Here is a 12,588-nt window from a genome sequence, read left to right on the forward strand (position 1 = left end):
AGGGAAAAGAGAATGACAGAATTAACGATCGGCGAAATTCCAGTGAGTCAATTAGCAAATGAATATCAAACACCCCTATATGTGTATGATGAAAAAAAGATGGAAGAAACGATAAAGTCGTTTAAGCTGAACTTTGATTCTGATTCTTTTCAAACAAAGATCTTGTATGCGTCTAAAGCCTTTCAAACGGTAGAATTACTCCATCTAATTGCTGAACAAGGGTTAGGTCTAGATGTCGTAAGTGGTGGGGAGATTTATACCGCGTTACAAGCTGGATTTCCTTTAGAAGATATTTATTTCCATGGCAACAACAAAACGATTGATGAATTAAGATATGCCATTGAAAATGATATACGCCATTTTGTTGCAGATAATGGGATGGAAGTCGAAGTCTTGGAAGAGTTAAGCCGAGAATATCAGAAAAAGCTACAGATCATGTTGCGATTGAACGTAGGGATCGAAGCACATACCCATGAATACATCGTCACCGCACATATCGATTCAAAATTCGGCATGCTTTACGATAGCGATGTTTGCCAACAAGCGATTGCACGTATCCAACAAAGTGAATTTCTTAGATTGGAAGGCTTTCATGCCCACATCGGCTCACAAATCTTTGATATGACTGCTTGGCTGGCTGAGATCGACCAGCTGGTTACCTACCTTGAAGATTTTCAACAACCGCTTTCTTTAAATCTGGGAGGGGGCTTTGGTATCCGTTATACCGAAGCGGACACACCTTTACCAATTGCAGAATCAGTCAAACATCTGGTTACACACACAGAGCAGACGCTAGCTGACAGAAACTTAACGATCGATCGCTTATTGATTGAACCTGGGAGAAGTATCGTTGGTGAAGCCGGAACAACACTTTATACAGTCGGCTATATCAAAGAAACACCTCACAAGAAATATTATTTTGTGGATGGTGGGATGACAGATAATATTCGACCGGCACTTTATCAAGCAGAATATACCTGTGATTTGGCAAATAAACTAGACATTGAAAAAACAGAAAAAGTGACGGTTGCCGGAAAAATGTGTGAATCAGGAGACGTGGTGATCCAAGAAACACAGTTGCCTCCTGCAGAGCCAGGTGATCTTCTGGCAGTGTATGCCACAGGAGCCTACGGATATTCGATGAGTAGCAATTACAATCGTGCACTGCGACCAGCAGTTGTTTTTGTCAAAGATGGCGTGTCGAGAGAAGTCGTGCGTCGGCAAACTTATGCGGATCTATTGAGAGGAGAAGTCTATGCAGATTTATAAATATAATGGTTGTGGCAATGACTTTATTCTCTTAGATTACGATGAAACGATCGACTATAGTCATTTGGCTCAAAGCTTATGTGCACCTACGGCTTACGATACGGATGGATTGATTGCTGTTAAAACCGAACCTTTAGAAATGATCTACTACAATAAAGACGGTAGCCGTGCGCCGATGTGTGGCAATGGTATCCGTTGTTTTGCCAATTATGTCAGCGATCAACAATTACTTGAAGCGCCACAATTTGCGGTCAAAACGCTTGCTGGGATGATCCATGTGACAATCCATTCACGAAAGCCTTTTTATTGCACAGTCGACATGGGTTCGCCGGACTACCGACCAGAGAAAGTAGGCGTAGCGCAATCAACACCTATCATCAAACAAACGCTGACGATTGATGAGCGAAAGGTAGAGCTGACTAGTTTATTCATGGGGACGATCCATACAGTTGTTTTTGTTGAAGATGCGTTGGCTGAATTAACCAAAGAGACTGGAGAAAAACTCTGCCATCATCCCTTATTCAAAGAAAAAACAAACGTCAATTTTGTCCAATCTGTCAATGAAGAAGAATTGATCGTCCGCACGTATGAACGTGGGGTCGGTTGGACACTAGCTTGTGGTACAGGTTGTTGTGCAGCGTATGTCGTCGCAAGAGATCAAGGCTACCTTTCCGGCTTACAAGCGACGATTCATTTAGAGCAAGGCGATTTACTGATTTCTGGCGATAAAACGATCACGATGGCGGGACCAGCCACATATGAATGGCATAAAAATTTGGAGGTAGAGGCATGATCAAAGGTTCGATTGTCGCGTTAGTGACACCAATGACGGAAACAGGTGCAGTGGATTATCTAGGCTTGGAGCAGCTGATTGCGTTTCATCTGAAAGAACAAACAGACGGCTTACTGGTCCTTGGAACAACTGGGGAATCACCCACACTATCTGAGGAGGAAGAGGAAGAGATCGTACGATTCACCGTTGAAAAAGTCAATGGACGTATCCCAGTGATTGCTGGTGCAGGATCAAATGCAACGGCGAAAACGGTCAAGAAAGTCCAACGCTTTGCTGAACTTGGGGCAGACCAATTATTAGTGATCACCCCTTACTATAATAAAACGAGTGATGTAGGGTTACTGGCTCATTTTAAAGCGATCGCAGACGCTTCCTCGCTACCAATCATCTTATATAACGTACCGTCACGAACAGGGATGACGATTTCGTTACCTGTATTAACAGAACTAGCGAAGCATCCACGAATCATCGGCATCAAGGAAGCCTCTGGTGATATGTCCTATACAATGGAAGTGGCGCAACTGATTGATGAATCATTTGCACTATACAGTGGCAATGATGATTTGATTTTACCTATTCTAAGTATTGGTGGTATCGGTGTGATCAGTGTTTGGGCAAATATCCAGCCAAAAGTAGTCCATGAAGTAGTTCATGATTACTTAAACGGAAACAGTCCTTCAGCAAAAGAAAAACAATTGACTCATTTAGCGTTGATCAATGCCTTATTCAGTGAAACCAATCCAATTCCAGTGAAAGCAGCAATGAATCATTTAGGCTTACCTGCTGGACCATTAAGACTACCACTGATTGAATTAGGCGAGGAGAAAAAGCAACAACTTATCGCACTGTTAACAGAAAACGGAGGGGCAAGCACATGAATATAGGGATCATCGGAAGTGGAAAAATGGGTAAGCGAATTGCAGAAGTTACCGAAGAATATCAACATCAGCCATTGAATTTGACCGAATCCTTACAAGCAACGGAGGAATTATCGTTTGCTCAGACACCAGCAGTCATGATCGATTTTTCTCATCCAGCTGGTTTGGATAAAATCTTGCGATACAGCAAAGCTCACCAAGTCCCACTGGTGATTGGCACAACAGGCTATACCGAAGAGCAATTTGCTGAAATCGCCCAAGCAGCTCAAACGATCCCTGTACTCTACAGTGCTAATTTTTCATTAGGGATCATGGTGATGAATCGCTTGATCAAACAAGCAGCTAAAGACTTAGCCAGCTGGCAGATCGAATTAATCGAAAAACACCACAGCCAAAAAAAAGACGCACCTTCTGGCACAGCCAAGCGCTTAGTAGAAACACTACAATCTGTTCGAGAGCTGACGCCTGTCTATCAATGGGCGGACAAATCACGAGAAGACCAACAAATCGGTGTCCATAGCCTACGTGCAGGCTCTTTTCCAGGAGAACATGAAGTCCTTTTTGCAACCAAAGATGAAGTTCTTTCAGTGAAGCACGAAGCCTTTTCAAATCGAATTTTTGCAGAAGGGGCAGTTCAAGCAAGTATCTGGTTGGCCGAGCAGTCAGCCGGTTCATATCAATTAGAAGATTTATTTGAACCTAGAGGAGGAGCCTAAGTTGAACGCACAAGAAATCATTCGTTTTATTCAAACAGCAGAAAAAAAGACCCCAGTCAAAGTTTATTTAAATGTATCAGAACCTGTCGAGTTTCCGAATGCGAAAGTATTTGGTGAAGTGCATAGTCCAATCGTTTTTGGAGATTACAAAGACATCGCGCCGGTACTAGAAAAAGAAGCGGAAAAAATCTTAGCGATCGAACTAGAACAAACTGCTAGAAACAGTGCAGTTCCTTTACTGGATGTCAAAGACATCAACGCTCGCATCGAACCAGGCGCTGTCATTCGTGATCAAGTGACCATCGGCGATCAAGCAGTGATCATGATGGGCGCTGTGATCAACATCGGTGCTGAGATCGGGGATCATAGCATGATCGATATGGGAGCAATCCTAGGCGGACGTGCGACTGTCGGTAAGAATTGTCATATCGGTGCTGGAGCTGTGTTAGCTGGAGTCATCGAGCCAGCTTCCGCTCAACCAGTAGTGATCGAAGATGGTGTATTAGTTGGTGCGAATGCAGTGATCGTCGAAGGCGTTCGTGTTGGAAAGAATGCAGTCGTCGCAGCAGGTGCAGTCGTTTTAGAAGACGTTGCCCCTGAGACGGTCGTTGGTGGTACACCGGCACGTGTATTAAAAATAAAAGATGATCAAACCAAAGAAAATACCGCATTGATTGCAGCACTAAGAGAATTGTAGACAAAGAAAGGATGAAAAACATGCGCGAAATAGATACCTGTATTGTCGGAGCGACGGGATTAGTCGGTCAAACTATGTTAAGAGTATTAGAGGAGTACGATTTTCCAGTAGGAAAACTCAAGCTTTTAGCATCCAAACGCTCTGCGGGGAGTCTGTCTGTGTTTAAGGGAAAAGAGTATGTTGTCGAAGAACTGACTGAGACTTCTTTTTCTGGGTATGATTTGGCGCTTTTTTCAGCTGGAGCATCCGTGTCTCAAACATTTGGCCCAATTGCACGTCAAGCCGGCTTAGTAGTCATCGATAATTCTTCAGCGTGGCGAGAAGATCCTACGATCCCGTTGATCGTCCCTGAAGTAAATCTAGAGGATCATACGTTAGATCCATTGATTGCCAACCCAAATTGTTCGACGATCCAGTCCGTGTTACCACTGAAAGCACTACAGAATACCTTTGGTGTGACACGTGTCAATTACACGACGTATCAAGCTGTTTCAGGTTCAGGGCAACAAGGGATCGCTGATCTACAGGCGACAAAAAATGGTGAACCAGCAACTTTTTATCCCCATGACATCAGTCAAACGGTCATTCCAGAAATCGATCGCCCAATGGAAAATGGGTATACCAAAGAAGAACAAAAAATGATCAATGAAACGAAAAAAATCTTGCATCAACCAGATTTGCCTGTATCTGCGACTTGTGTCCGTGTACCGATTGAAAATGGCCATGGTGTCTCGATTGCTGTTGAGTTAGAAAAGGAATTTTCATTGGAACAAATCCGTGCTTGCTTCAGTCAGTTTCCAGGGATTTTGGTTGTCGATAACTTAGCAGAACACCAATATCCCACAAGTACATTAGCAAGAGGCACAGACCAAGTATACGTTGGGCGTATTCGTCGCGACCTCTCTGTTGAAAATGGCTTACTCTTTTACACCGTGGCTGACAATATTCGCAAAGGCGCTGCGGCTAACGCGGTGCAAATTGCTTTGGCGCTTCTACAAGAGGAGGTCCTTTCATGAAAGTCGCAAAATTTGGTGGAAGCTCGATGTCTCATGAAGAACAGTTCCGTAAAGTCCGTGAGATCGTGTTAGCTGATCCTAATCGAGAAGTCGTTGTCGTTTCCGCTTTAGGAAAAAGAACCGATGAAGACGATAAAGTGACCGATTTACTCTATTTGATCCATGCGTATCTTCAACATAAGGTTGATTGGACGCCACTATGGGAACGGATCACACAACGTTTTATTCAAGTTAGGGATCTTCTGTCACTCGACTTTCCGATTGAAAAAGAATTAACCACGATCGAAACACATCTAAAACAGGAAAAAGTGACGATCGATTATTTAGTCAGTCGTGGGGAGTATCTGACTGCGCAATTGATGGCGGAATATTTAGGGTATACCTTTGCAGACGCAAGTGAGCTGATCTACTTTGATTATGAAGGAGGCATCGACTTTCCGCGTACAGAGCAAGCAGTACGCGAGATGTACCAGAAACACCAAAAGTTGATCGTCCCAGGATTTTATGGTGCCAACCCAGCAGGAAAAGAAAAATTACTTGGTCGTGGGGGCAGTGATATTACCGGCTCCGTTTTAGCAAGTGCCTTACAGGCAGATCTTTATGAAAATTGGACGGATGTTTCAGGCATCATGATGGCAGACCCAAGAATCATTGACTCACCGAAAGTCATTGAAGAGATCTCTTTCCGTGAATTACGAGAAATGGCTTATATGGGTGCCAATGTCTTGCATGAATCCGCGATTTTTCCTGTACAAGAAGCTGATATCCCGATCCAAATCAAAAATACGAATCGACCGAATGATCATGGAACAAAAATCTCAAATCATGAAGTCGAAAAAGAAAATGGATTGACGGGAATTGCAGGAAGAAAAGACTTTCTTTCAATCACCTTGTTCAAACGACATATGTCAGACGAGATCGGTTTTATTTGGAAAGCCATGAGTATTTTTGCAAAACATGGCATCTCGATCGAGCATATCCCCTCTGGCATCGATAATATCGGTGTCGTCGTTTCGGCGGAATTGATCATGGATAAATTGTTTTTGATCACGAAAGAATTACGTGAGGAATTAGGCGTAGAGGAAATCGAAATCATCGAAGACTTGGCTTTGATTTCTGTTGTAGGTGGCCCACATAAGGAACCAATTGGACTTTCTGGAAAAGTATTATCGATTTTGAATGAGTTAGAAATCAGGACCTCGATTTTATCGCAAGGTGCGCAAGAGTTGAATTTGATCATCGGCGTACCCAATACACAATATGAAACCGTGGTAAAAGGAATCTATGAAGGGATGGTGAGGCGACATGTTGGCAACACACCGAATGGCGTTACATCAAATTCCTGAACTTGGCTTTCATGAATTTAAAACGAAAGAATACCTTTACGAACAAATCAAAAACTGTGGTGGCGTGATCCATGAAATCGATGAGACAGGCTTGTTGGTTTATTTTGATCAGCAACAAGACACAACGATTGCTTTTCGGACAGATATCGACGCGTTGCCCATCACTGAAGCCACAGGGTTACCTTTTGCGTCTACACACCCAGGATTCATGCACGCCTGCGGACATGATGGTCATATGGCAATGCTCTTAGGATTGACCGATTATATTGCCACGCACCGTCAAGAGATGCGGCACAATATCGTCTTGATTTTTCAACCCTCAGAAGAAATTGCTGGCGGGGCAGATAGTGTGATCCGTTCTGGGTGGTTGGAACATTACAAGGTACAGGCAATCTTTGGTTTTCATTTATGGCCAGGCTTGCCAGAAGGAAAAGTATTTTCACGACCAGGTGCGTTGATGGCGCAAAGTAGTGAAACAGATATCATCGTCCAAGGCAGATCTGCGCATATCGCCTCAAGCAGTCAAGGCATCGACAGTCTAGAAGCAGCTGTGCGTTTTATGAAACAAGTCTATGACTTTGATGAATCTCTGCCAGAAAACCTTGAACATCTCTTGAAATTTGGTCAGATTACAGGTGGGACGATCCGCAATGTCTTAGCCAATGAAGTCGTGATCTCAGGCAGCATTCGTTCATACAGTCGTAAGACCCAAACGGACTTAAAGATGCAACTAGCACGACTAGCAAAAGAATTCCAACAAACTTCCCCAGCGAAAATCTCATTTCGTTATAACGATGGGTATCCTGCTGTACGTAACGATGAACAGTTGTATGCAGCACTTGCCCACTCAGAGTTATTACATGAGTTGGCTGAGCCTGTCTTACAAGCAGAAGATTTTGGTGTTTATACGGAACACTATCCTTGTGTCTTTTTCTTCTTAGGTGTAGGTGATACACCAGCCCTGCATGATGCCACCTTTGATTTCGACATGGCTGTTTTAGAAAAAGGATTGGAATGGTACCAAACAATCCTTTACACCGAGGAACTTTTCTGAAAAAATAAGGATAGTAACCAAAAGGGGAGAAGTCTATGAATCTACACCATCGTTTTAATCCAAGGCTGGCTAAAATCGAAGTCTCGCAGATCCGTATGTTCGATCAGCAAATCTCAAGCATTCCGGGCATCATCAAATTGACATTAGGTGAGCCAGATTTTTCAACACCTGAAGCAGTCAAAGAAACAGGGATCACAGCCATCAAAGAAAACTATTCTCATTATACCGGGATGAGAGGTTTACCAGAATTATGTGAAGCAGCTTGTTTCTTCCAAAAAGAACGTTACGGTCTTTCTTATGATCCGCAAACGGAAGTACTAACAACGATCGGTGCCACAGAAGCGATCGCGACAGCTTTATTAGCGGTCTTAGAAGAAGGGGATAAAGTATTGATCCCAGCACCTGCATATCCCGGCTATCAACCAATTGTTGATCTAGCAGGCGCCGAATTGATCACGATCGATACATCAGACACTGGCTTTATTTGTCAGCCAGAACAACTAGAAGAGGCGTTTGCCAAATACGGAGACGAAATCAAAGCTGTGATTTTGAATTACCCAAGTAATCCAACGGGAACATTGTTATCTGCGGAGCAAATGAGCAAACTTGCAGAAGTTTTAAGCCAGCACCCAGTCTTTGTCATCAGTGACGAAGTTTACTCGGAGTTGAACTACGTGGGAGATCATGTCTCGATGGCTACGTACTTGCCTGAACAAACGATCGTCGTGAATGGACTCTCTAAATCTCATGCCATGACTGGTTGGCGCATTGGGTTTCTCTTTGCTCAAAAACCAGTGATCGATGAATTGATCAAGGTCCACCAATATTTAGTTACTTCTGCCACAACGATTTCTCAAAAAGCTGCGGTCGAAGCCTTGACAACGAGTATGGACGAAGGGGAAAAAATGAAGGCCCGCTATGTCGAACGCCGAGATTATCTATTGCCGCAACTTACGGAATTAGGTTTTCAAATCTCTCAACCTGATGGTGCGTTTTATTTGTTCTGTCGCTTACCAGAAACAATCCAGATGAATTCGTGGGATTTTTGTTTAGCACTCGCAGAACAAGGTAAGGTTGCCTGTATCCCTGGCTCAGCTTTTGGACCGGAAGGTGAAGGATTTATCCGAATCTCTTATGCAAGTGGGATGGATGACCTACAAGAAGCGTGTAAACGTATCGGCACATTTTTAGCACAATTAAAAAAATAATATTAAAATAACTAATAAAATTTTTAGGCAAGCCTTTTCATTTGCATTATTATTCTTAGAATGATATCGTAAAATTGTTTAGAATGATTCTAAACAATTGTTATGAGGAGGGTTTTGTCAATGGAAAAAACGAAAGTAATTATTGTCGGTGCATCACATGGAGGGCATCAATCCATTTTAGAATTACTATCTAGATACGGAGAAAATGTGGATATCACCTTGTTTGAAGCAGGCGACTATGTTTCATTTATGTCATGCGGCATGGAATTATATTTAGAGGATCAAGTCACTAGTGTGAATGATGTCCGTAATTTCAGACCGGAAAACTTTCCACAACCAAATGTGGCGATATTAAATAACCACGAAGTAAACACAATCAATGCAGATAAAAAAACAGTTACAGTTACACGTAAAGAAGATGGACATACAGAAGAGTATGCTTACGATAAATTGATTTTGAGTTCAGGTGTTAAACCAAACTCATTACCTGTTCCAGGAACAGACTTAGAAAATGTATATTTGATGCGTGGCTATAATTGGGCAACGAAAATCAAAGAACGCATGACAGACCCAGCAGTGAAAAAAGTAGCTGTGATCGGTTCAGGTTACATCGGGATCGAAGCAGCAGAAGTTTTCTTGAATGCAGGGAAAGAAGTAACGTTATTAGATATGATCGATCGTCCTTTAGGTACTTACTTAGATAAGGAAATGACAGATATCTTAGAAGCGCACTTAAAAGAAAAAGGCATGAACATCAAAACTGGCGTGAATATCAAAGCCTTCACAGGTGACGGTAAAGTCGCAGCCATCGAAACAGACAGTGGCACGATCGAAACAGATTTGATCATCCAAGCTGCCGGTGTCAAACCGAATACCGAATGGTTGAAAGGCATCGTTGATTTAGATGAACGTGGCTGGATCATCACAGATGAATACCTACAAACAAACTTACCTGATGTTTATGCAGTAGGAGATGCAACACTTGCTTATTCGATCCCAGCAGGCAAAAAAGTGCCGATCGCATTAGCAACAGTTGCACGTCGAGAAGCACGCTATGTCGTTCAACACTTATTTGAACAAACACCAAGCAAACCATTTGGTGGCTTAGTCGGCTCATCTGCGTTACGTGTGTTTGACTATCATTTTGCTGCAAGTGGCTTGAACAGCTTCACAGCTGATCGCGCTGGCGTAGCCATCAAAACAGCCTTCTATGAAGATACGATCCGTCCAAAATTCGTACCAGAAGAATTTGGGAACGGAAAAGCAGCTGTACAATTAGCCTATGATCCATTTACGCACCAATTGCTAGGTGGCGCTGTTTTATCAACGAAGGACATCACTGCACAAGGCAATGTCTTAGCACTAGCAATCCAACAAAAATTAACGATCGAAGACTTGGCAGAAGCAGATTTCTTCTTCCAACCAGGACACGACCGTCAATGGAGCTTACTAAACTTAGCGGCACAACAAGCACTAGGTGAAGAGCCATTTGTGGAGTAAAAACTAAATTTAAGTAATAGTAAATACGGAATAACAGGTGGATGGAAACATTCAGCCTGTTGTTCCGTTTTTTTATTTATTCGTAAGAGTTGTTTGGGTTGAAGGGAAATGTTGACGATTATGCTGTTAAAACAGCTTTTTAGGAATGTAATAATTTTTTTTTGATATTTTTTGATATGATTAAGATGGAAGTTATTTTAATTTGTTAAAGTAATATTTTAGTGCTTTACGTATATATATTTGTAGAGAGGGATCGGTTACTATTTATACATAGAATGGAGAGATGAAAGATGACCTACATTCGAATATTCAAAATAATCCAACTGGTTTTATTGGCGCTAAGCATCTATTTTGCTGCAATGAAAAATACGATCTATACCATACTGATTATGCTATCACTATTTATTGAATATACCCAATCCGAGCAACCTAAAACTCCTTACAAATCGGGAAAAAATTCAATCTATCTACCGAATCAAACATCTAGAACGGAAGTGGTGTTTGCGCTGATTCCCACGATTTTAGTTCTTATGATTTGCTCCATTTTGGAATTAGAATTGTATCATTTTTAGTAACAGGAATAATTTGAACCACATCTATTTAGTTAGTAATAAAAATGAATACATAAAAGTATCGATCGTATGAGAATTTTAGAGAAGGTGAACCGAGTGAGTCAAATAATTGTTCTCACCTCCTATCTAGTGATTGGAAACAAAAATAAAATTCATTTTTGTTTCTAACCTTAAACTTAATAAACGATGTTCCAGAAGTAACTCCTTCAGAAATAAGCCGAGAAATCCAAAAATTTGAAGAACAATTTTCGTTTTTCTCGGCTTATTTCTCGGAGCTAGACACTTCTGTCACAACCTCATGGAGGTATAAAAATAATAGAAAATAGTTAGAAAACAGGACAGAAAATCTACAAATAAAAGAAGAATAGAATGGAGAGATAACAATGACCTACGCTAGAATACTCAAAGGGACTAGTTTAATTTTATTAGCTTCAAGTATTTATTTTGCGGCCCAGAAAAATACTATTTACTTCACACTGATTTTATTATCAATACTTATTGAGTCTGCTCAACCCAACCGCCCTAAAATTCCTTATCAATCGGAACGAAAAGCCATCTATCTACCGAATCAAACATATGGAACGGAAGTGAAGGTTGAATTTGTTTTGACAGTTGTAGTTTCGATTATTTGTTTTGTTTTGGCATTATGACAAGACATGAATGTAGATGAACGTCATGAATCAAACGTAAATAAAATTGAATGAACTCTTTCGTAAAGAAGCACCAATCACCGAAAAAACTTCACATTTTCGGTGATTGATGCTTCTTATACTTGTTCCTCAATCCCCCTTCTTCACCCGTATCGCATACGAATCCAGCAAGATCCGCGCAATCACAGAAAGTGGCAGGCGAGAGCGGACTTCATATTCAGGGAAAAAAGAGATTTCGGATTTGAAGCCGATCAAAGATAATTCTGCTAATCGGTTCAAGCGACTTTCCCGTGAGGCGGTGATCAGGATCGAACTGATTTCCTCGCGGTAGCAATTCTCCGCTGCTGCTACGAGTTCTTCTGTTTCACCGTTTAAGGAAATAAAAAGAACGACATCTTTTTTGTGCAATTTGCGACTAACGGTTTTGATAATATTTGGATCGGTATGAAGGACACAATACTTATCGAGTAGTTGGAATTTTGTTTGTATTTCTTCTCCAATCATTTCTGAAAATCCTCTGGCAAAGATAATGATTCTTTGTGAACTCCAGATTTTTTGAATCGCATCTTCGATTACCCCTGTATCCAATAGATTGATGGTACGCACGACTTCCTGTTCGTTTTTTAGAATAGAGGTTTTTATTTCTTCATCTACTTTATCGACCGTAGCAAAATTGATGGTGGTATTCTTCTTTTCCTTTAAATGATGCTTAAAAGAAGTATAGCCTTCGTACCCTTTTTTCTTCATGGTACGAACGATGGTCGTGGTGGATACGTTGGCTCGTTCGCTTAGTTTGATAATTGATAGATTTGGGATTTCTTGGATGTGATTCATCATATACTCCCATAAAAAATGTTCTGCCTCGCTTAATTTAGTTTCCATTTAGTCC

13 protein-coding genes are annotated in these 12,588 nt (G+C 41.5%); 12 read left to right on the forward strand and 1 reads right to left on the reverse strand.

The features are described from left to right. Positions 1-12 precede the first annotated feature (12 nt). From lysA to IGJ99_RS02420, 12 genes are all read left to right on the forward strand, one after another. Positions 13-1,269 carry a diaminopimelate decarboxylase gene (gene lysA, locus IGJ99_RS02365; protein WP_019723557.1) on the forward strand — a complete coding sequence of 419 codons (1,257 nt, stop codon included), beginning with the start codon at positions 13-15 and terminating at the stop codon, positions 1,267-1,269. Continuing rightward, positions 1,256-2,062: a diaminopimelate epimerase gene (gene dapF, locus IGJ99_RS02370; RefSeq protein ID WP_019723556.1), complete on the forward strand. Its 807-nt coding sequence runs from the start codon at positions 1,256-1,258 to the stop codon at positions 2,060-2,062. The genes lysA and dapF overlap by 14 nt, the downstream gene beginning before the upstream one ends. Continuing rightward, positions 2,059-2,940 carry a 4-hydroxy-tetrahydrodipicolinate synthase gene (gene dapA / locus IGJ99_RS02375; RefSeq protein ID WP_019723555.1) on the forward strand — a complete coding sequence of 294 codons (882 nt, stop codon included), beginning with the start codon at positions 2,059-2,061 and terminating at the stop codon, positions 2,938-2,940. The genes dapF and dapA overlap by 4 nt, the downstream gene beginning before the upstream one ends. After that, entirely contained in the window at positions 2,937-3,656 is a 720-nt protein-coding gene (gene dapB, locus IGJ99_RS02380) for a 4-hydroxy-tetrahydrodipicolinate reductase (protein ID WP_438747577.1), read from the forward strand. The genes dapA and dapB overlap by 4 nt, the downstream gene beginning before the upstream one ends. 1 nt (position 3,657) lies before the next feature. Beyond that, the gene (dapD, locus tag IGJ99_RS02385; protein WP_019723553.1) at positions 3,658-4,353 is read left to right on the forward strand and encodes a 2,3,4,5-tetrahydropyridine-2,6-dicarboxylate N-acetyltransferase; all 696 of its coding nucleotides are present in this window, start codon (positions 3,658-3,660) and stop codon (positions 4,351-4,353) included. 20 nt (positions 4,354-4,373) lie between these two features. Next, positions 4,374-5,369 carry an aspartate-semialdehyde dehydrogenase gene (locus IGJ99_RS02390; protein ID WP_023519099.1) on the forward strand — a complete coding sequence of 332 codons (996 nt, stop codon included), beginning with the start codon at positions 4,374-4,376 and terminating at the stop codon, positions 5,367-5,369. Then, positions 5,366-6,715: an aspartate kinase gene (locus IGJ99_RS02395; RefSeq protein ID WP_023519100.1), complete on the forward strand. Its 1,350-nt coding sequence runs from the start codon at positions 5,366-5,368 to the stop codon at positions 6,713-6,715. Before IGJ99_RS02390 ends, IGJ99_RS02395 begins: the two co-directional genes overlap by 4 nt. Further along, positions 6,675-7,769 (forward strand): amidohydrolase, encoded by a 1,095-nt coding sequence (locus tag IGJ99_RS02400; protein WP_023519101.1) that lies wholly within the window; start codon positions 6,675-6,677, stop codon positions 7,767-7,769. Before IGJ99_RS02395 ends, IGJ99_RS02400 begins: the two co-directional genes overlap by 41 nt. Positions 7,770-7,804: 35 nt before the next feature. Then, positions 7,805-8,977 (forward strand): pyridoxal phosphate-dependent aminotransferase, encoded by a 1,173-nt coding sequence (locus tag IGJ99_RS02405; protein ID WP_023519102.1) that lies wholly within the window; start codon positions 7,805-7,807, stop codon positions 8,975-8,977. 120 nt (positions 8,978-9,097) lie between these two features. Then, positions 9,098-10,477: an FAD-dependent oxidoreductase gene (locus IGJ99_RS02410; protein WP_010736320.1), complete on the forward strand. Its 1,380-nt coding sequence runs from the start codon at positions 9,098-9,100 to the stop codon at positions 10,475-10,477. A 290-nt stretch (positions 10,478-10,767) separates the two neighbouring features. Then, entirely contained in the window at positions 10,768-11,049 is a 282-nt protein-coding gene (locus IGJ99_RS02415; protein ID WP_010736319.1) for a hypothetical protein, read from the forward strand. Positions 11,050-11,432: 383 nt separating this feature from the next. Continuing rightward, the gene (locus IGJ99_RS02420) at positions 11,433-11,699 is read left to right on the forward strand and encodes a hypothetical protein (RefSeq protein ID WP_438747578.1); all 267 of its coding nucleotides are present in this window, start codon (positions 11,433-11,435) and stop codon (positions 11,697-11,699) included. Between the two features lie 129 nt (positions 11,700-11,828). Here IGJ99_RS02420 and IGJ99_RS02425 read toward each other — a convergent pair whose 3' ends face one another. Beyond that, positions 11,829-12,581 (reverse strand): MurR/RpiR family transcriptional regulator, encoded by a 753-nt coding sequence (locus IGJ99_RS02425; RefSeq protein ID WP_010736317.1) that lies wholly within the window; start codon positions 12,579-12,581, stop codon positions 11,829-11,831. Positions 12,582-12,588: the final 7 nt, after the last annotated feature.

The sequence above is a fragment of the Enterococcus sp. AZ095b genome (assembly GCF_051714725.1).
GTDB classification, from domain to species: Bacteria; Bacillota; Bacilli; order Lactobacillales; family Enterococcaceae; genus Enterococcus_B; species Enterococcus_B pernyi.